At 71.6% G+C, this 18,628-nt stretch carries 14 protein-coding genes; 9 read left to right on the forward strand and 5 right to left on the reverse strand.

Annotated features, from left to right (window positions below; all coding sequences use genetic code 11):
- Positions 1 to 139: 139 nt before the first annotated feature.
- The 4 genes from ACIO3P_RS00525 to ACIO3P_RS00540 form a co-directional block, all read right to left on the reverse strand.
- Positions 140 to 1,234: an aldose epimerase family protein gene (locus ACIO3P_RS00525; protein WP_329824073.1), complete on the reverse strand. Its 1,095-nt coding sequence runs from the start codon at positions 1,232 to 1,234 to the stop codon at positions 140 to 142.
- 215 nt (positions 1,235 to 1,449) lie between these two features.
- A complete protein-coding gene (locus ACIO3P_RS00530) occupies positions 1,450 to 4,056 on the reverse strand; it encodes an alpha-L-arabinofuranosidase C-terminal domain-containing protein (protein ID WP_401849618.1) in 2,607 nt (868 codons plus the stop codon).
- A 227-nt stretch (positions 4,057 to 4,283) separates the two neighbouring features.
- Complete coding sequence (locus tag ACIO3P_RS00535) at positions 4,284 to 5,624, reverse strand: Gfo/Idh/MocA family protein (RefSeq protein ID WP_401794922.1); 1,341 nt, start codon at positions 5,622 to 5,624, stop codon at positions 4,284 to 4,286.
- Positions 5,625 to 5,851: 227 nt separating this feature from the next.
- The gene (locus ACIO3P_RS00540; RefSeq protein ID WP_401849619.1) at positions 5,852 to 6,856 is read right to left on the reverse strand and encodes a LacI family DNA-binding transcriptional regulator; all 1,005 of its coding nucleotides are present in this window, start codon (positions 6,854 to 6,856) and stop codon (positions 5,852 to 5,854) included.
- 65 nt (positions 6,857 to 6,921) lie between these two features.
- Here ACIO3P_RS00540 and ACIO3P_RS00545 point away from each other — a divergent pair, with 65 nt between their 5' ends.
- The 9 genes from ACIO3P_RS00545 (at position 6,922) to ACIO3P_RS00585 (ending at position 17,642) form a co-directional block, all read left to right on the forward strand.
- A complete protein-coding gene (locus tag ACIO3P_RS00545) occupies positions 6,922 to 8,040 on the forward strand; it encodes a Gfo/Idh/MocA family oxidoreductase (RefSeq protein ID WP_329823964.1) in 1,119 nt (372 codons plus the stop codon).
- Positions 8,037 to 8,960, forward strand: a complete 924-nt coding sequence (locus ACIO3P_RS00550; protein WP_329823963.1) for a PmoA family protein — start codon at positions 8,037 to 8,039, stop codon at positions 8,958 to 8,960. The genes ACIO3P_RS00545 and ACIO3P_RS00550 overlap by 4 nt, the downstream gene beginning before the upstream one ends.
- Positions 8,954 to 9,700: a cupin gene (locus tag ACIO3P_RS00555; protein WP_401849621.1), complete on the forward strand. Its 747-nt coding sequence runs from the start codon at positions 8,954 to 8,956 to the stop codon at positions 9,698 to 9,700. Before ACIO3P_RS00550 ends, ACIO3P_RS00555 begins: the two co-directional genes overlap by 7 nt.
- A gap of 66 nt (positions 9,701 to 9,766) precedes the next feature.
- On the forward strand, positions 9,767 to 11,047 hold the full coding sequence (locus ACIO3P_RS00560; protein WP_401849622.1) for an ABC transporter substrate-binding protein: 1,281 nt from the start codon (positions 9,767 to 9,769) through the stop codon (positions 11,045 to 11,047).
- On the forward strand, positions 11,048 to 11,989 hold the full coding sequence (locus ACIO3P_RS00565; protein WP_329823960.1) for a sugar ABC transporter permease: 942 nt from the start codon (positions 11,048 to 11,050) through the stop codon (positions 11,987 to 11,989).
- The gene (locus tag ACIO3P_RS00570) at positions 11,986 to 12,861 is read left to right on the forward strand and encodes a carbohydrate ABC transporter permease (protein ID WP_401849624.1); all 876 of its coding nucleotides are present in this window, start codon (positions 11,986 to 11,988) and stop codon (positions 12,859 to 12,861) included. The genes ACIO3P_RS00565 and ACIO3P_RS00570 overlap by 4 nt, the downstream gene beginning before the upstream one ends.
- Positions 12,858 to 13,454, forward strand: coding sequence for a hypothetical protein (locus tag ACIO3P_RS00575; RefSeq protein ID WP_401849625.1), 597 nt, complete (start codon positions 12,858 to 12,860; stop codon positions 13,452 to 13,454). Before ACIO3P_RS00570 ends, ACIO3P_RS00575 begins: the two co-directional genes overlap by 4 nt.
- A 280-nt stretch (positions 13,455 to 13,734) precedes the next feature.
- The gene (locus ACIO3P_RS00580) at positions 13,735 to 15,516 is read left to right on the forward strand and encodes a VCBS repeat-containing protein (RefSeq protein WP_329823957.1); all 1,782 of its coding nucleotides are present in this window, start codon (positions 13,735 to 13,737) and stop codon (positions 15,514 to 15,516) included.
- A gap of 347 nt (positions 15,517 to 15,863) precedes the next feature.
- Positions 15,864 to 17,642 carry a lysyl oxidase family protein gene (locus ACIO3P_RS00585; protein WP_401849627.1) on the forward strand — a complete coding sequence of 593 codons (1,779 nt, stop codon included), beginning with the start codon at positions 15,864 to 15,866 and terminating at the stop codon, positions 17,640 to 17,642.
- Positions 17,643 to 17,789: 147 nt separating this feature from the next.
- Here ACIO3P_RS00585 and ACIO3P_RS00590 read toward each other — a convergent pair whose 3' ends face one another.
- Complete coding sequence (locus ACIO3P_RS00590; protein ID WP_401849629.1) at positions 17,790 to 18,602, reverse strand: siderophore-interacting protein; 813 nt, start codon at positions 18,600 to 18,602, stop codon at positions 17,790 to 17,792.
- Positions 18,603 to 18,628 lie beyond the last annotated feature (26 nt).

The raw sequence follows: 18,628 nt of genomic DNA on the forward strand, positions 1-18,628 counted from the left end.
CCACCCCGGGCCCCCCCCGGGTCCCCCCACACCGCGCGCGGGGGGGGCGGGGGGGGGGGCCCCCGCCCGGCCCCCCGGGGGGGGGGGCCCCCCCCGGCGGGGCGGGGGGCGCCACCTCCTCGCGATCCGTCCAGGGGGATCAGGCGTGGAAGGAGTGCTCCGTCGTCGACCGGTAGGTGGCGCCCGGGCGCAGCACGGTGGAGGGGAACGAGGGCCGGTTCGGGGAGTCCGGGAAGTGCTGGGTCTCCAGGCACAGGCCGTCGCCCTGGCGGTAGATCCGGCCTGAGGTGCCGACCAGGGTGCCGACGACGAAGTTGCCGGAGTAGAACTGCACCCCCGGCTCGGTCGTCGCGATGCGTACGGTGCGCCCCGAGCCCGGGTCACGGAGTGTGGCGGCGAGCCGGGGTGCGGTGGTGAGGCCCTTGTCGAGCACCCAGTTGTGGTCGAAGCCCTGGCCGCGCAGGAGTTGGGGGTGGCCCACCCGGATGTCCCGGCCCACGGGCTTGGCCGTACGGAAGTCGAAGGGGGTGCCCGCCACCCGCGCCAGTTCCCCGGTGGGGATCAGGGTGGTGTCGACGGGGGTGTAGCGGGAGGCTTCCAGGGTCAGTTCATGGCCGTAGACGTCGCCGCTCCCCTCCCCCGCGAGGTTGAAGTAGGTGTGGTTGGTGAGGTTGACGACGGTGGCCCGGTCCGTGGTGGCCGCGTAGTCGATGCGCCAGGTGCCGCGCGGTGTGAGGGTGTACGTCACCTTCACCTTGAGCGTGCCGGGGTAGCCCATCTCGCCGTCGCCGCTGACGTACCGCAGCACGAGGCCCACCCCGGTGGCGTCGGTGAAGGGTTCGACGTCCCAGACCCTCTTGTCGAAGCCCTTGGTGCCGCCGTGCAGGGTGTTCACCCCGTCGTTCAGGGGGAGTTGGTACGTCCGGCCGTCGAGGGTGAAGCGGCCCCCGGCTATCCGGTTGCCGTAGCGGCCGATCAGGGCGCCGAAGAAGGTGGTCGCCGTGAGGTAGTCGTCGAGGTTGTCGAAGCCCAGGGAGACGTTGGCGTACCGGCCGCGGCGGTCGGGGATCTCCAGCGACTGGACGATGCCGCCGTAGCTGAGCACCTTGAGCCGGGTGCCGCCGTTCTCCAGGGTCCAGCGGTGCACCTTGGTGCCGTCGGCGAGCCTGCCGAACAGCTCGCGGGTGGGGGCCCTGCCGCCGCCGGATGCCTGGGCCTGGGCCTGGCCGGTCATGGCGGCGGTGAGGCCGGCCGCGGCGGCGCCCGCCAGTACGGTGCGTCTGGTCGCCGGGCCCCTGCCCGTACCCGCGCTGTCGGTGGTGGGTCGTGCTTCTGTGTGCAGCGGCTCAGTGGTCATGCGTGCGGCTCCTGCCGGAGGGGAGGGGTGAGGTGCTGGGGTGGTGGGGTGCGTACGGTGGTGTGCCGGGTGGCCCGGCACACCGGCGGGTCTCAACGGAGTCCGAGCCGTACGAAGGTGATCGAGTTCGGCGGGAAGGTGTGGGTGAAGTGCGCGCCGACCCCCGTGAGGGTCGAGGTGCGCGGGGTGATCGGCAGGTCGTCGGCGGTGTTGACGGCGTCCGGGTCCCCGCTGAGGGTGGTCAGCCGCGCGGTGGGGGCGACGCGGGCTCCCCGGCCGAGGTCGATCGTGGTGCGGGCCGCGGCGTCCTGTGCGTTGACGACCTTGACGACGAGGTCCTTCCCGTCGCGCGTGACGACCTGCCGGAAGGGTTCCGCCACCTTGTCGTCGGTGAAGCTTCCCCACTCCTTGCCGTCGAGGAAGAGGGTGACCTGACGGCCGCGGACCGAGACGCGCAGGTCGTACTCACGGCCGGTCTCGATCGTCGTGCTGTTCTCGGCCATCGACTGCTTGGCGCCGCCGACCGCCTTCTCCACCGCGGACCTGCTGTTGTTCCAGCCGCCGAGGTTCCACCAGTAGTAGTTCCCGGTGTCCTTGACGCCGAAGGCGACCAGGAAGCCCTCCTTGCCGGAGCGCTTGGTGGCCTTCACGTTCAGGTCGTAGTTCCGCCACGCCGGGTCGCCCGCCGTGACCAGGGTGTTCTCGGCCGCCGCGTCGGACTGGACGTACCGGCCGTCCTCGACGGTCCAGGCGCCGGTGCCCGCCGCCTTCGTCCACCGGCTGTCGCCGCCGGAGAAGTCCTCGTCGAACAGTGTGGCGCCGTCCTCACCGGTGACGCGTACGTCGTCGTAGGCGGCGCTGGTCGCCCAGGTGGAGAGGCCGATCGCGCCCTCGATCGGTCCGGAGAGGGCCGGGGTGGCGCTCGCCGTACTGGGGACGACGCGGTCGCCGACGTTCGTCATGAACAGCTTCTGCGTCTCGTAGCTCGTCGAGCCCCAGGACCGTGTGTTGTCGAACCAGATCATGTCGGGCCGCCACTGCACGGCTCCGGTGTGGGCCAGCAGCGGGGCGTAGGAGGCGAGTTGGACGACGTCCGCGTTGCGTTCGAGGCCGGTCATGAAGGCGGCTTCGGCGAGCGCGTTGCGGAAGCGGTTGTCCTGGGAGGCGTACTCGCCGAGGAACACCTTGGGCCCCGAACGGTCGTAGCCGTCGTAGCGGTCGTTGTTCTCCAGGAACCACTGCGGGCTGTTGTAGTAGTGCTCGTCGACCATGTCGACCTGGGCGTCACGGTTGAGCTGCCAGGCCCGGTCGAAGGTGGAACCGCTGTCGTCGGGGCCGGAGTTGGAGATCACCGTGATGTCCGGGTACCGGGCCTCGACAGCCTTCCTGAACTCGGTGAAGCGCTCGAAGAACGCCTCGGGCAGGTTCTCCTCGTTGCCCACCTCGATGTGGGTGAGACCGAAGGGCTTCGGATGGCCCATGGCCGCCCGCTTCCTGCCCCAGGCCGAGGTGGCGGGTCCGTTGGCGAATTCGATCAGGTCCAGGGTGTCCTGGATGTGGCGGCGCAGCAGGGCCGGGTCGTCGGTCGCCTGGTTCTGGCCGCATCCGGTGACGAGCGCGGGCACCACCGGGAGGGCCATCGCGCCGATGTCCTCCGCGTACTGGAAGTACTCGTAGTAGCCCAGGCCGTAACTCTGGTTGTAGCCCCAGAAGTTGGCGTTGGTCGGGCGCTGCTCGACCGGGCCGATGGTGTCCTTCCACTGGTAGGACCGCTTGCGCTGGAAGCCCGATGCCTCGTCGTACCCCTGGTGGCTGCCGGTGTTGACGAGGCAGCCGCCGGGGAAGCGGACGAACCCCGGCTCCAGGGCGGCGATCTTCTCGGCGAGGTCCTTGCGCAGCCCGCCGGGGCGGCCCTTGTAGGTGTCCTCGGGGAAGAGCGAGATCATGTCGAGCCGTACGGTGCCGGTGCCGCCCGCGGTGACGGCGAGGCGGCCCGCGGCGCTCGTGGCAGTGGCGGTGAATCGGCCGGTGTACTTGGCCCAGGTGTCGCCGCGTGCGGTGACCCGCAGCGGGGATGCGAGCGCGGCGCCGTCCGCGCCGCGCAGGGCGAGCGTCAGGGGGGTGCCGGCCGGCCGGTCGGTGCGCGCCCACACGGAGACGTCGTACCGCTTGCCCTCGGCCACCGCGATCCCGGTGCTGTAACCGGAGTTGACGACACCGGTGCCCTCGGCCGACCCGTCGGGGTCCAGCCGCAGATAGGTCCGGTTGCGCTCGTTCAGGCGGTTCCCGTCGTCGACGGCCGCCACCGCGCCGGTGCCGGTGGGGGTCCACGCGGTCATCGGGGTGTAGGAGGCGTTGTCGGCCCTGCTGTACTCGAACGACCGGTTCTGGACGAGCTCGGCGTACAGGCCGCCGTCCGCCGCGCGGTTGATGTCCTCGTAGAAGACGCCGTACATGGTGTCGTCGATCCGGGGACCCTTACCGCGGGTGTTCACGTCGAGCGTGTAGTCGGTGGTGCCCCGCGCTTCGGTGGTGCTCTGCGTGTCGAGGGTGTCCCGTGCGTCGGCGGTGTCCTGTGCGGCGTTCACGGCGGTGTCCCGCGACGTGTTCTGGGCGCCGCTCGCGGGCGCCTGGAGTGCGTTGGCCGTCATCAGGAGCGCCACAGCCGTGAGAGCCGGCCTCCAGCGTATGCGTGGCATGAGTGTCTGCGGCTCCTCGTTCGATATCTCGGACGATGGTCAGAACTTCGAACGGCAAGATAGGGAGGAGCCCGCAGGGGCGTCAATGGTTCGCGCAGAGCCGGATGCGTCCGAAGTGGTGTGCGCGGACGCGGCGATGCCCGGACCGGTATGGTCCGGGCATCGCCGGGTATCGACCCGGTGGCGCCACGCGGTGGTGGGCGGGGCCCGGGACGAGGGGCCCGGGGTCAGACGGCGAGGAGGTCGCGGGTGTGGACCGGCAGCCCGGTGGCGAGGGACTGGTTGGCGGCCAGCCCGGTGACCAGCGACCTGGCCCCGTCGGCGGCGTCCGCCGCCCGGCCCAGCGCGTCGTCACCGGCCCCGGGCGTGCCGAAGAGGTCGGCGAGCATCCGTACGTCCCCGCCCCCGTGCCCGCCCTCGCCGGTCGCCACCTTCACCTCGCGCGGCTCCGCCCAGAACGGCCGCACCAGCAGCTCGGTACGCCCGGCGGTGTCTCCGACGGCCGCCCCGTGCATCACGGCGCTGCCGCCCGCCGCGCGCGCGGCGGGCCTGGTCCAGGTGGACTCCTCGACCAGCAGCTCCAGCCGGCCCCGGCTCCCGTTGAAGGCGATCCGGTACCCCTCCCACGGGGCGTACGCCGTCAGGTGGTAGGTCAGTGTCGCCCCCGAGGCGTAGCGCACCAGCACCGCCATGTCGTCCTCGATGGTGACCCCGGGGGCGAACACGTTCTGGTCGCGGTGGTAGCCGTCCTCGCCCTCCGCGTCCAGATACAGGGCCTTGAGCACCTCCGAGTCCGCCAGCCGCACGGCGAAGGGGTCCCCCTCGGCGGCCGGTGCGCCGTGCGCGCGCGGGTAGTCCCTGGCCAGCCCGCGGCGCTGCCCGTTCGTGTCACCGTAGAAGAACAGCCCGCCCTGTGCGAAGACCGTGCGCGGGGTGCTGTCCAGCCACCAGTTGACCAGGTCGAAGTGGTGGGTCGCCTTGTGCACCAGCAGGCCGCCGGAGTTCGCCTTCTCCCGGTGCCACCGGCGGAAGTAGTCCGCGCCGTGCCGCAGGTCGAGCAGCCACTCGAAGTGCACCGACCCCACCTCGCCGATCGCGCCCGACGCGAGGGTCTCCCGTACCGCCGCGTGGACGGGGTTGTAGCGGTAGTTGAACGCCACCCGCACCTCGCGCCCCGTCCGGCGCTGAGCGTCGAGGATCCGGCGGGCCCGGTCCGCGTCCGTCGTCATCGGCTTCTCGGTGACCACGTCGCACCCGGCCTCCAGGGCCTCGACGATGTAGCGGTCGTGCGTACGGTCCACGCTGCACACCACCACGAGGTCCACCCGCTCGCGGCGCAGCATCTCCCCGAACTCGTCCTGGCCGTAGGCGGGTACGGGCGGCTGTCCCGGGCGGGCGTCGGCCAGCCATCCGTTGTGGACGGCCATCCGGTGCGCGTTGACGTCGCAGAAACCCACCAGCTCCATACGGTCGGCGTACTCGCCCACCAGTGCCCGGGTGAACAACTGCGCCCGGGCGCCCAGTCCCACCACGGCACAGCGACGACGACGCACGGTGGGGTCCTGCATGGGGATCTCCGCTCGCTCGGGTCAGGAAACCGGGATGTCAGCGGCAACGATTGCATGGCGGTGCGTCACCGACAAGGGCACCGTCCGGCTCTGTGTTCCCGGCTGATTCCGGAGATTTCATTGACTCGATCGTTCTTGCGGGCGTAACTTCCGGGCCAGTTGGAAACTCACTGGCAACGTTTGCAATCCCTCGCCCCCGTCGACCGAAGGGCCCGGAAGTGCGCAGGTCAGCCCCGGCCGACGACGGCCGTCGAGCCCCGTACCACGAGATGGGTGGGCAGGACGCGCTGCAGGGGCTCGGCCCCTTCGACCGCCGGGGTGCCCAGGATCCGGAACAGCAGGTCGACGGCGGCCCGCGAGCCGTGGGACTTGGGTACGGAGACGGTGGTCAGCGGCGGGGCGGCCATCCCGGACAGGGCGATGTCGTCGCAGCCGACCACGCTCATCTCCTCCGGCACCCGCACGCCGCGCGCCATGAAGCGGCTGATCAGTCCGAAGGCGACGATGTCGTTGAAGGCCACCACCGCGCTCGCGCCGCTGGCCAGCACCACGTCGGCCGCGCCGGTGATGCCTCCGTCGAAGTGCGGTGCGACGCTCCCGACATGGACGATCTCCACCTTTCCGGTCTCGGCCATCATCTCGATCCCGGCCGCGCGCTCCCGCGCCGCCCAGGTGGAGCGCGGTCCGCCCACATAGGCGATCCTGCGGTGTCCAAGGGCGTGCAGGTGGGTGAGCGCGTCGCCCATGCCCTCCACCAGATCGGCCGTGACGCTCGCGAAGCCCGGCTCCTTGCGGTGCAGCAGCACGATCGGCTTGGCGGTCAGCGCGGGCAGCGACGCCAGTTCCTCACCGCTGAGGTGCGGGGAGCACAGCACGATGCCGTCGACCTCCGGGGCCAGGGTGCGGATCGCGTCCAGCTCCAGGCCCTCGTCCCGCTCCGCGTCGCTCACGAACACGGCGTGGCCGAGTCCGCGCGCCCGTGCCTGCACCCCCTTGCAGATGTCCGCGAAGAACGGGTTCAGCAGATCCGGCACGATCAGCCCGAGGTGCCCCGTACGCCCGGTGATCAGGCCGCGCGCCGAAGGGTTCGGCTGATAGCCGAGCCGGTCCGCCGCGGCCCGCACCCGCTCGCGGGTCGCCTCGCTCACCGTTCCGTCCGGTGCCAGAGCCCGGGACACCGTGGACGGGGAGACCCCGGCCACCTTCGCAACCTCTCGAATTGTCACCTGCACGCCCTGAGGTTGACACCCCTCACCACGGGCGTCAATCAAGGTCGGTTTCCCTCCGAGGAGCACGCATGCCCCAGCACTCCGCCCGTCTGCGCGCCGCCGTCGTCGGCACGGGCGCGATCGTCACCGGAAGCCATCTCTCCGCCCTGCGGGCCCATGCCGACCGGGTGGAGCTGGTCGCCGCGGTCGACGTGGACCAGGAGCGGCTCGACGCGTTCCGCGCGACGGCCGCCGCCGACGGCATGACGGCCGAGGGGTTCGGCTCGCTCGACGCGATGCTCGGCGCCGTCCGTCCCGACCTGGTCCTCATCGGCACCCCGCCGTCCCTGCACCGCGCGCAGACGGTCGCCGCGCTGGAGGCCGGCGCCTGGGTGCTGTGCGAGAAGCCGCTGACCCTGACGCTGGCGGAGTACGACGAGATCGCCGCGGCCGAGGCCGCGTCCGGCGCGTACGCCTCGGTGGTCTTCCAGCACCGGTACGGCTCCGGGGCGGTGCACGCCCGGGAGCTGATCGCGGGCGGCGAGCTGGGCGCCCCGCTGGTCGCGCACTGCCAGACCACCTGGCACCGCGACAGCGCGTACTACGCGGTGCCGTGGCGCGGCCGGTGGTCCAGCGAGGGCGGCGGCCCCACGATGGGGCACGGCATCCACCAGTACGACCTGCTGCTGCATCTGCTGGGCGAGTGGACCGAGATCCGCGCCATGGCGTCCCGGCTGGTCCACGACACGGAGAGCGAGGATGTCTCGACGGCGCTGGTGCGGTTCGAGAACGGCGCGCTCGCCACCGTCGTCAACAGCGTGCTGTCGCCGGACGAGGTGAGCCGGATCCGGATCGACTGCGCCGACGCCACGGTCGAGCTGACGCATCTTTACGGCCATACCAACGCCGACTGGGTCTACACCCCGGCCCCGCACGTCGGGGCGGAGCGCGCCGACGCCTGGCGCGCCCCGGCGACCGATGTGCCCAGCTCGCACGCCGCGCAGCTCGGCGCCGTACTCGACGCGATGGCCGCCGGGGTCCGGCCGCCGGGCAGCGGGGCGGACGCGCGGCGCACGGTCGAATTCGCGGCGGCACTCTACAAGGCCGCGTTCAGCGGGCAGCCTGTGCACGCGGGCGGGATCACCCCCACGGACCCCTACTACTCGGCCATGCACGGCGACCACCCCGACTGGAGCCCTCAGCGATGACGATTCAGGTCACCCACACCCACGGCGAGCGGATCTCGGTCCGCCACGGCGGCGTCGAACTGCTGTCGTACGTCTACCGGCCCGATCCGGACCCCTTCGAGGCGCGCAAACCGTACATCCATCCCCTGCGCACCCTCGCGGGGCGGCAGGTCACCGGATACCGCCCCAACGACCACCGGTGGCACAAGGGGCTCCAGATGACGGCCAGTCATCTGTCCGGGCAGAACTTCTGGGGCGGCAACTCCTATGTCCACGGCGAGGGGTATCTGCCGCTCCGCGAGCGCGTCGGTTCGATGCGCCACGACGGTTTCCCCGTGTTCGCGGTGGAGGAGGACCGCCTCCAGCTCGCCGAGGAGCTGACCTGGGTGGAGAACGGCGGGGCCGAGTGGGCCCGTGAGGAGCGCGGCATCACCGTCCACTCGGTGGACGAGGACGCCGGGGCCTGGGCGCTCGACTGGTCGATCCGGCTGACCAACGTACGGGACGAGCCGCTGCTGTTCGGCTCGCCGACCACGGCGGGCCGCGAGATGGCCGGGTACACCGGGCTCCAGTGGCGCGGCCCCCGCGACTTCACCGGCGGCGCCGTCCTCGGCCCGCGGGAGGCGGACGAGCCCGCGAGCCTGATGGGGACGCGAGGCCCGTGGCTGGCGTTCACCGGCGAGCACGACGACGTGGACGCGCACTCCACGCTGGTCTTCGCGCACGCGCCGGAGAACGACGAGGACCACGGCGCGATCCACGCCTCGCACTGGTTCGTACGCTCCGAGCCGATCCCGACGGTGGCGTTCTCCTGGGCGTTCTTCGAGGAGTTCGCGCTCCCGCCCGGCGCGTCCTTCGCGTACCGCTACCGGGTGGTCGTCGCCGACGGCGCCTGGGACCGCGAGCGGGTCGGCGCGCACCTCAAGGGCCTGTCATGGTGAGCCTGCCGCACCCGCTGCCGGGCGCCGTCGGACTCTCGCACCTGCGCGCCTACGACTGGGAGGCGGCCGACGGGGTGTGCGGCGGCAGCCCGCATCTGCATCTGGTGTGCACCGAGGCGTACGTCGTGACCGGCGGCCGGGGAGCGGTGCAGACACTGACGCCCGAGGGCTACCGCGAGACGCCGCTGGAGGCCGGCCGCGTGGCGTGGTTCACGCCGGGCACCGTGCACCGCATGGTGCAGGGCGGCGATCTGCGCATCACGGTCCTGATGCAGAACAGCGGTCTGCCGGAGGCGGGCGACGCGGTCTTCACCTTCCCGCCCGATCACCTCGCCGACCCCGAGCGGTACGCCGCCGCGGCGACGCTGCCCGCCACGTCCGGCCCCGAGGCGGAGGCCGCCGCGCGGCGGCGCAGGGATCTCGCGGTGCGCGGCTATCTGGTGCTGCGGGAGGCGCTGGAGGCGGGTGACAACGGCCCGTACCGGGAGTTCCAGCGGACCGCCGCCCGGCTCGTCCGCCCCAAGGTGGCGGTGTGGCGGGAGCTGTGGCGGGCCGGGGCGCTGGCGACGGCGGAGCGCACGGGCGCGCAGCTCGACGCGCTGGAGTCCGGCGCGCCGGAGTATCTGGCCGGTTCCGGGGCGTACGACAGCGGTCCCAGCCGGGAGGGCGGTTACGGCATGTGCGGGCGGCGCGACGAGTACGAGCTGCCCGGTACGACGCTCCCCCACCGGGGCGAGTGACTCCGTACACGACCCGGCGCATGCCGGCACACCGGCACGTACGGGGAAGGGAGAGGTGGGTTCCGTATGCCCGGAAACAGGACAACGAGGTCCTGGGCGCTCCTCGTGACGCTCACGCTCAGCGCCCTGCTCACCGCCTGCGGCGGTTCCGAGGGGACGAGCGGCGGCGGGAAGGTGACCCTGCGGTACACGTGGTGGGGCAACCCCGACCGGGCGGCCCGTACCGACGAGGCCGTCGCGCTGTTCGAGAGGAAGCATCCCGGGATCGACGTCCAGACGTCGTTCGCCGGATACGACGCGTACAAGCAGAAGCTCGCCACCCAGGCGGCCGGCGGCGACGCGCCCGATGTGATGCAGCTCGACTACCGGATGATCGACCAGTACGCGACGGGCGGGGTCCTGCTGGACCTGGGCACACAGCCGACGGCGCTCCACACGGACGAGATCGACCCCGGGCTGCTCGCCACCGGGGCGGTCGACGGCACGCAGTACGCGATCGTGCAGGCGCGCGGCACGGAGGCCGTCGTTTACGACGCGAAGGAGTGGCGGGCGGCCGGGGTCGCCCCGCCGCGTGCGGGCTGGACCTGGGACGACTGGGCGGACGCGGTCCGTGAGCTGACGGAGCGGACCGGGAAGCCGGGCTCCGTCGACCCGGGCCAGAGCGAGGACAACTTCGAGGTGTGGCTGCGCGGCCAGGGCAAGTCCCTCTACACGAAGGGCGGCGGGCTCGGTTTCACGGCCGGCGACCTGACCCGCTGGTGGACCTTCACCGACGGGCTGCGGCGCGAGGGCGTCGTGTCCCCCGCGGAGCAGACGACGCAGCTCGACGGTTCGGTGGAGAACACCCCGCTCGGGCGGGGCAAGGCCGTCTCCGACTTCAACTGGGACGCGCCGGCGAGCGGTTTCACGGCGCTCGTGGCGGACGGGGTGACCCTGGCGCCGATGCCGTCCGGCGCGGACGGGACGCCGGGACAGTACTTCAAACCGTCGATGTTCATGGGGGCCGCGGCGAACACCGGGCATCCCGAGGAGGCGGCCCGGCTCATCGACTTCATGGTCAACGACAAGGACGCGGCGAAGATCCTCGGCGCGAGCCGGGGCATCCCGGTCAACGAGTCGATCCGTGCGGACGTGGTCCCCGGGCTCAAGGACTTCGACAAGACGGTGGCCGACTATGAGGCGACGGTGGAGGGCGTTCTCAACGATCCCCCGCAGGCGCCGCCCTCGGGTGACAGCGCCCTGCAGACCACCTTCAGCCGCGACTACGACCAGGTGTCGTTCGGGCGGATGTCGCCCCGCGAGGCGGCCGAGGACTACGTCACCGAGGCGAAGGCGGAGCTGAGGTAAATGACCACCACCGACATACCCGCAACCCGGGCGCGCGGCGGGCCCTCCCCCGCGCCGCGGGGGCCGCGCAGGCGCCGTCGTGAGGGCGCCGCCTGGGTCTTCCTCTCCCCCTGGGTGCTCGGCGCGAGCGTACTGACGCTGCTGCCGATGGCCGTCTCGCTCTATCTGTCGTTCACCGACTACGACATGTTCAACGCGCCGAACTGGGTGGGGCTGCGCAACTACACGCAGATGTTCACCGAGGACCCGCGCTACTGGCGTTCGGTCGGCGCGACCCTGGGGTACGTCGTCATCGCCGTACCCCTGCAACTGGCGCTCGCGCTGGCCGTCGCGCTGGCGCTGAAGTCCGTACGGCGCGGCAAGGGGTTCTACCGGTCCGCGTTCTACGCGCCCTCGCTGCTCGGCGCTTCCATGTCGATCGCCCTGGTCTGGCGGGCGATCTTCAACGACGGCGGCACGGTGGACACGCTGCTGGGCACGGGCGGCTGGGTCACCCGGCCCGGCTGGGCGCTGCTGGCCGTGGCGCTGCTGACGGTGTGGCAGTTCGGCGCCCCCATGGTGATCTTCCTGGCCGGGCTCCAGCAGATCCCGTCGGAGCTGTACGAGGCCGCGGCGGTGGACGGGGCGAGCAGGGGACGGCAGTTCCTCTCCATCACCCTGCCGATGCTCTCGCCGGTCCTCTTCTTCAATCTGGTGCTCCAGACCATCCAGGCGTTCCAGGTCTTCACCCCCGCGTTCGCGGTCAGCGCCGGGAAGGGCGGTCCCGCGGACTCCACCCTCTTCTACACGCTGTACCTCTACGACCGCGGCTTCGTCGCCTCCCACATGGGCTATGCCTCCGCCATGGCCTGGGTGCTGCTGCTCGCGATCGGCGCCGTCACCGCGGTGCTGTTCCGTACCTCGCGCACCTGGGTCTTCTACGCCAACGAGGAGGCCCGATGACCACCCTGCCCCCCGCCGCGCCCGCGCTGTCCCGCAAGACGGTTCCCTGGCGCCGGGTCGCCCTGCACGCCGGGTGTCTGGCCGCGCTGCTGGTGATGCTGTATCCGCTGGCCTGGCTGCTGGCCACCTCGCTGAAGCCCGCCGACGAGGTGCTCGCCAGTCTCCGGCTGCTGCCGGGCCGGCTGGAGTGGTCGAACTACACGACCGCCCTGGAGGGCGTGAACGACGTCACCGTGTGGCGGTTGCTGACCAACTCGCTGCTGATCGCGGGCGGCGCGGTCCTCGGCAATGTCCTGAGCTGCTCGCTGGCGGCGTACGCCTTCGCGCGGCTGCGCTTCCGCTTCCGCGGACCGCTCTTCGCGTTCATGATCGCGACGATCATGCTGCCGCACCACGCGGTGCTGATTCCGCAGTACATCCTCTTCAACCAGATGGGGATGGTGAACACCTACTGGCCGCTGATCCTGCCGAAGTTCCTCGCCACCGAGGCGTTCTTCGTCTTCCTCATCGTGCAGTTCATGCGCGGGCTGCCGCGTGAGCTGGAGGAGGCGGCCAGGATCGACGGCTGCGGTCCGTTCCGCAGCTTCTCCTCGATCATCCTGCCGCTGATCAGGCCCGCGCTGATCACCACGGCGATCTTCACCTTCATCTGGACGTGGAACGACTTCTTCACCCAGTTGATCTACCTCTTCTCCCCGGAGAAGTTCACGCTGACGCTGGCGCTGCGGTCGTTCGTGGACGCGTCCAGCCAGTCGGCGTTCGGCCCGATGTTCGCGATGTCGGTGATCGCGCTGCTGCCGATCGTGCTGTTCTTCCTCGCCTTCCAGCGTTTCCTGGTCGAGGGCATGGCCAACTCCGGGATCAAGGGATGAGCGCGGCGCCGGCCCGGGAGCCGGGCGAGATCTTCGGGCCGCGCACGACGCTCTTCGCCGATGTGCTGAGCATCGGGCTGATCACGGCCGTGGTCTGTCTGCCGCTGGTCACCGTGCCCGCGGCGCTCTCCACCGCCTGCGAGGTGCTGCGCGGGAGCCAGCGGGACCGGCCGGCCACCGCGGGACGGTACCTCACCGTGCTGCGGGGGCGGCTGCGCCCCGGCGATCTCGCCGCGGGGGCGCTGGCCCTCGCGGGGGCGCTGCTGCTCGTGGCGGATCTGGCGCTGGCCGGCGCCGGGCTGCCGGGGGCGCGGGTGTTCACCGTGGTGGCGGGGGTGATCGGGGTGTACGCGGCGGTGACGGGCCTGCGCGCGTGTGCGCGCGCCGAGTCGCTGACCGACTGGCGTACGGCGGTGCTCCGCGCGGCCGGGGACGTACCCCGGGACCCGGGCGGCAGCGCGCTGGTGCTGCTGGCGCTGGCGGCGGCCGCGCTCTGCGCGTGGATGATGCTGCCGCTGGCCTTTCTGGTGCCGGGGCCGCTCGCGCTGGCGCTCACCGCGATCGAGGTACGGGAGCGGGGCGCCCGCCGCTGACGTACCGGCCGACGTACGGGGGCGGCGTACGGGGAGACGCCGCAGCGCTCGGAGATTTCTCCCCATCCGTGCACCAAACATCCATCCCCGCTTCACAATTGACTTGCCTTCAGGATCCGTTGGCGGATACACCTTGGGGACGACCTGGGGAGGGCGTCATCGCTGACGGGGCAGCACCCGCCGTGCCACGCGCCGGCGGGTACGCCGCGGTCGCGTCGGGGCACACCATCGCGCCGTCGCCGCGCTCCCCCGGTGCGTCCGCACTCTGACTGGAGGCTGTATGTCGACTCCCGCGAGACCCCGGGCCCGGTGGCACCGACGGATCACCCTGCCCGCCGCGCTCACCTGCGCCACGGTGCTGACCGGTGGCGTCCTGGCCGGTCCCGCCTCGGCCGCCGAGGCGGAGGGCGGGCCGCAGGGCACCGTCACACTGCCGGCGCCGAGCGCCGACGACCGGCCCGCCTTCACCGTCCCCGACCGCGGCTCCGCCAAGGCCAAGGCGAAGGGTGCCGGTTCGGCCCGCGCCGGGGCCGCGCGCGCCGCGGTCAACCGCGCCGACTTCAACGGCGACGGCTTCGGCGAGATCGTCTACCGGACCAACTACGGCTCCGTGTGGGTGGACTGGTCCACCGGCGGCGCCGAGGTCATCTCCGAGGACGACTCCGAGGTCAAGGACCTGCTGCTGCCCGGCGACCTCACCGGTGACGGCAGGCCCGACCTGCTCACCCTCTCCCCCACCGGCGCCCTGCGGCTCCACAACGGGGCGAACGCCACCACCGACGGCGGGATGACCTCGTACACCACGCTCTCCACCGGCTGGCAGGCGTACAACAAGCTGTTCGTCCCCGGCGACCTGAACGGGGACGGCAAGCCCGACCTGCTCGCCCGCAGCGCGGCAGGGCTCTTCCTCTTCCCCGGCACCGGTACCGGCTTCGGCGCCGGGATCCAGGTCGGCGGCGCGGGGTGGAGCCAGTTCGACCAGCTCATCGGTGTGGACGACGTGGACGGGGACGGTCTGGCCGACATCCTCGTGCGCAACGCGACGGGGCTGTACCTCTACCCGGGCAACGGCAGCGTCACCGCCTACCCGTTCAAGGACCGGATCCAGCTCGGCGGCACCGGCTGGCTCCAGTACAACCAGATCGTCGGCGGCGCGGACCTCAGCGGCAACGGCACCACCGACCTGGTGGCCCGCTCGTACGACGGCACCCTCTACTACTACGAGGGCAACGGTGACGGCACCCTCGCCGCGCGGGAGACCATCGGCGAGAACTGGGGCACGCTCACCCAGCTCGCGGGCACGGGCAACCCGCCGTTCTTCGGCAAGGACGGGGTGTTCGCCCGTACCCCCAACGGCGACCTCTTCTACTACTTCGCCACCGGTACGGGGCGCCTCAGCGAGCGGTATCTCGTCGGGGAGGGCTGGGACCCGGCCGACTCGCGGCTGACCCACTCCGTGTCGCTGCGGGCGAACGGTATCTCGGACCTGATCGAGCACAGCACGTACGACGGGGCCCTGTACAACACCGGCCTCTACGCGGTCGACAATCCGCAGATCGCGGGCGGTTCGAAGGCGTACAACCTGGTGATCGGCCCCGGGGACCTCGACGGCGACGGCAAGAGCGATCTGCTCTCCCGCAGCTCCACCGCGCTGTACTTCAACGCGGGCAGCGGCAACGGGCTGTCGGTGAAGGCCCGGGTGCAGGTCGGCGGCAGCGGCTGGATGCAGTTCAACACGATCGTCGGCGCCGGCGATCTGACCGGTGACGGCCGCGCCGACCTGGTCGCGCGCAGCTCCGAGGGCCTGTTCCTGTACGCGGGCACGGGCGACGCGAGCGCGCCGTTCGGCCCGAAGACGCAGGTGGGCGGTGCGGGCTGGAGCCAGTACAACAAGCTCACGGCTCCCGGCGATCTGAACGGCGACGGCCGCGCGGACCTGCTGGCGTCCAACACGGCGGGCGAGCTGTACTTCTACGCGGGTACGGGCACCGCCGCGACCCCCTTCAAGGATCGGGTGAAGATCGGCTCCGGCGGCTGGAACCAGTACGCCGACCTGGTCTGACGATCCGGTCCGACCGGACCACGCCCCGCACCGGGGCAGTAAGGGCGCCCCGGCCGACACGCGGCCGGGGCGCTCCGTCATGTCCGGGGGCCGACAGCGGCGACCCGCTTACCACGCCCGGTGAACTGACGGAAGAGTTCACCTCTCACCTTGGCCGGATCCACGGAACGCCGCTCAATTCCGGCCAACGATCGACTACTTCAGGGACCCCGGGCAACCGGAGGGCACGTCATCGGATCTCACAGGTTGCTCACAGCTTCGTTCCGGACGCATCGGGATGTACCGGTACGAAACGCGAGCCATCACCCCCATCCCTTGCCCCTGTGGCAGACGCAGACGAGGAATCGATGACCAGACAACTTCCCCGCCGCGCACGGCGTTCGGCGATCGCCGGAGCGGCGGCGCTGGCCGTGGTCGCGGGCGTGGCCGGAGCCGCACCCGTCGCCGGAGCGGCCACCACGGCGGAGCCGACCGCTCCGCAGCTCAACCTGATCGCGGCCTCCACCTCGGTGACGCTCGACCGGTGGGAGGGCGAGCCGGGGGTGTACATGGACCTCGGTACGTACGTCACCGTCGAGGGCGGGCCCCTGGAGTTCCGGGTGCAGCGGGCGGCCGACTACAAGACTCCCGTGGTCGCCCAGCAGATCATCCACAAGGGCGGCACGACCCGCGTCAAGACCCTCCCGAAGGGGATGGTGACGGACTTCTCCGGCCTTCAGGGCTTCCTTCAGGTCACCTACACCGACGCGGCCGGCAGGACGGTGCTGACGACCGACGAGAGCTTCTGCCCGAACAACGCGTCGGGGCGGATCCGGCCCGACGCCCCGGCGACCTCGAAGTATCCGGAGAGCTGCCCGACGAACCCCTTCACCCTCGGTTCGGTGTGGGGCGTCGAGAACGGCTGGGCGACCAACACCAGCCGGCAGTACGACGGGAAGCCGGTCGATCTGGCGGCCGGCGAGTACACGGCCAAGGTCTCCGTGGCGAAGCGTTACCGCGATCTGTTCGGCATGCCCGACAAGCCGCAGACGGTCAAGGTGACCGTTCGGGAGATCAAGGACGACGGTGGGGGCGCGGGCCTCGCCCCGTCCGCGCGGAAGGGTGCGGCGGCGTCCGGGCACTCCGGCCACGCCATGTCCGGCCACACCATGTCCGGTCAGGCCGCGTCCGGTCACTCCATGGGCGGTCACTCCATGGGCGCCGGCTCGCCCGCAGCGGCGCCCGCCGCGGCGCACGGCGGCCATCACGACGGCCGGGGCGCCGACGCCCCCACGCCGCCCGAGCTGCCGCACGTCCTGAAGAACGGCGGCAAGGCCGTCAGCAGGTCCGCGGCGCCCGGCGACGGCACCGGCAGGACCGACGGATCGCGGATCAAGCCCGGGCTGAAGGCCGCGAAGGCCCGCCCGACCGGCCGGGCGAGCGTCCCCGACGTCCCCAAGCCCGACCTGCGGGCCCTGCCCGCCTGGGACATCGCCATCACGGACGGCGAGGACGGCGACATCGCGGGCAAGGACTATCTGGCGTTCAGCGCCAATGTGTGGAACGCGGGTCCCGCGCCGCTGGTGGTGGACGGCTTCCGTTCGCCCGGCAAGGACCTGATGGACGCGTACCAGTACTTCTACGACGCCGACGGCAAGCAGGTCGGCTACTCCCCCTCCGGCACGATGGAGTGGGACGCCCGGGTGGGCCACGAGCACTGGCACTTCACCGACTTCGCCAGCTACCGGCTGCTCAGCGCCGACCAGAGCGAGATCGTCCGCAGCGGCAAGGAGGCGTTCTGCCTGGCCAACACCGATGCCATCGACTACACGGTGGAGAACGCCAACTGGGCCCCGTACAACACCGATCTGTCCACCGCCTGCGGTGTGCAGAACTCGATATCGGTGCGCGAGGTGCTGGACGTCGGTTCCGGTGACACGTACACCCAGTACCGCCCCGGCCAGTCCTTCGACGTCACGGACCTGGCGAACGGCACCTACTACATCCAGGTGATCGCCAACCCCGAGCACCGGCTGCACGAGACCGACCTGTCCAACAACGTCGCGCTGCGCAAGGTGGTCCTGAGCGGCGAGCCGGGCGCCCGCACGGTGACCGTGCCCCCGCACCACCTGGTCACCACTCCCTGACCGGAGTCCCCCGAAACGCCCCGGTTCCGGGCTGCCCACACCGCCCGGGGCCGGGGTCCAGCACACACCCGCCCCACCGGATCCGGCCCTTTGCGGGCCGGCGCACCGGACGCCCGTCGCCGATCAGGCGGCGGGCGTCGAGCGCGGTCAGCCCACACCGCTCCCGCCGTGCTTCCAGTAACCCAGGAAGGACACATGGGACTTGGGAATCTCGCGCTCCTTGACGAGGAAGCGGCGCAGCCCGGTGGCGAGCCCGCTCTCCCCCGCGACCCAGGTGTAGAACGGGCCCTGAGGCAACGGGGTGGACATCGCCGTGTGCAGCGCCAGCCGCCCCGGCACCCCGCCGCGGCCGTCGCGGTGCAGCCAGCGCACCTCGGCGCCGGGCGGCGCCGTGACGTCACGGATGTCGTCGGGGTGCGGGACTTCGAGCAGGACGCGCGCCACCAGGTCCGCGGGGGCGCTCTCCAGGACGGCGAGCACGGCGGGGACCGCGCTCTCGTCCGCCACCAGGAGCTGGGTCCGCGTGTCCGGCGCGGGCAGATAGCCGATGCCCTCGTCGAACAGGCCCACCGGGTCGCCGGGGCGTGCGCGAGTGGCGAACGCGGAGGCGGGACCGGTGTCGCCGTGCAGCGCGAACTCGATGTCGAGCTCCAGGGTTTCGGGGCGGAAGGCGCGCACGGTGTAGTTGCGGACCCAGGGCCGGACGGCGGGCCGCATCAGCAGGTACTGGGCGTACCAGCCGTTGTGGGAGGCCGTCGGCATGGTGAGTTCGCGCTGCCCCTCCCGGCGGAAGAAGAGCCGGCAGCACTGGTCGAAGCCCTGGGCCTCGAAGTCCGCCAGCTCGGGGCCCGCGAGGGTGAGCGTCACGAAGCTCTCGCTGGTCCGTACCGTGCGTGCCACCTCCGCGCGCACCATCCTGCGGCGCGCGGGGGCCTTCACCTTGGCCATGAAGCCTCCCATCTAGTAAGGGTAGGCATACCTTAGTT

This window comes from Streptomyces sp. NPDC087310, from assembly GCF_044744405.1.
Taxonomy (GTDB): Bacteria; Actinomycetota; Actinomycetes; order Streptomycetales; family Streptomycetaceae; genus Streptomyces.

Coding starts and splice junctions, on each gene's coding strand:
- ACIO3P_RS00525 (WP_329824073.1), bottom strand. CDS start 1,234: ATGACCGGCCAGGCCCAGGCCCAGGCATCCGGCGGCGGCAGGGCCCCC.
- ACIO3P_RS00530 (WP_401849618.1), bottom strand. CDS start 4,056: ATGCCACGCATACGCTGGAGGCCGGCTCTCACGGCTGTGGCGCTCCTG.
- ACIO3P_RS00535 (WP_401794922.1), bottom strand. CDS start 5,624: ATGCAGGACCCCACCGTGCGTCGTCGTCGCTGTGCCGTGGTGGGACTG.
- ACIO3P_RS00545 (WP_329823964.1), top strand. CDS start 6,922: ATGCCCCAGCACTCCGCCCGTCTGCGCGCCGCCGTCGTCGGCACGGGC.
- ACIO3P_RS00550 (WP_329823963.1), top strand. CDS start 8,037: ATGACGATTCAGGTCACCCACACCCACGGCGAGCGGATCTCGGTCCGC.
- ACIO3P_RS00555 (WP_401849621.1), top strand. CDS start 8,954: ATGGTGAGCCTGCCGCACCCGCTGCCGGGCGCCGTCGGACTCTCGCAC.
- ACIO3P_RS00560 (WP_401849622.1), top strand. CDS start 9,767: ATGCCCGGAAACAGGACAACGAGGTCCTGGGCGCTCCTCGTGACGCTC.
- ACIO3P_RS00565 (WP_329823960.1), top strand. CDS start 11,048: ATGACCACCACCGACATACCCGCAACCCGGGCGCGCGGCGGGCCCTCC.
- ACIO3P_RS00570 (WP_401849624.1), top strand. CDS start 11,986: ATGACCACCCTGCCCCCCGCCGCGCCCGCGCTGTCCCGCAAGACGGTT.
- ACIO3P_RS00575 (WP_401849625.1), top strand. CDS start 12,858: ATGAGCGCGGCGCCGGCCCGGGAGCCGGGCGAGATCTTCGGGCCGCGC.
- ACIO3P_RS00580 (WP_329823957.1), top strand. CDS start 13,735: ATGTCGACTCCCGCGAGACCCCGGGCCCGGTGGCACCGACGGATCACC.
- ACIO3P_RS00585 (WP_401849627.1), top strand. CDS start 15,864: ATGACCAGACAACTTCCCCGCCGCGCACGGCGTTCGGCGATCGCCGGA.
- ACIO3P_RS00590 (WP_401849629.1), bottom strand. CDS start 18,602: ATGGGAGGCTTCATGGCCAAGGTGAAGGCCCCCGCGCGCCGCAGGATG.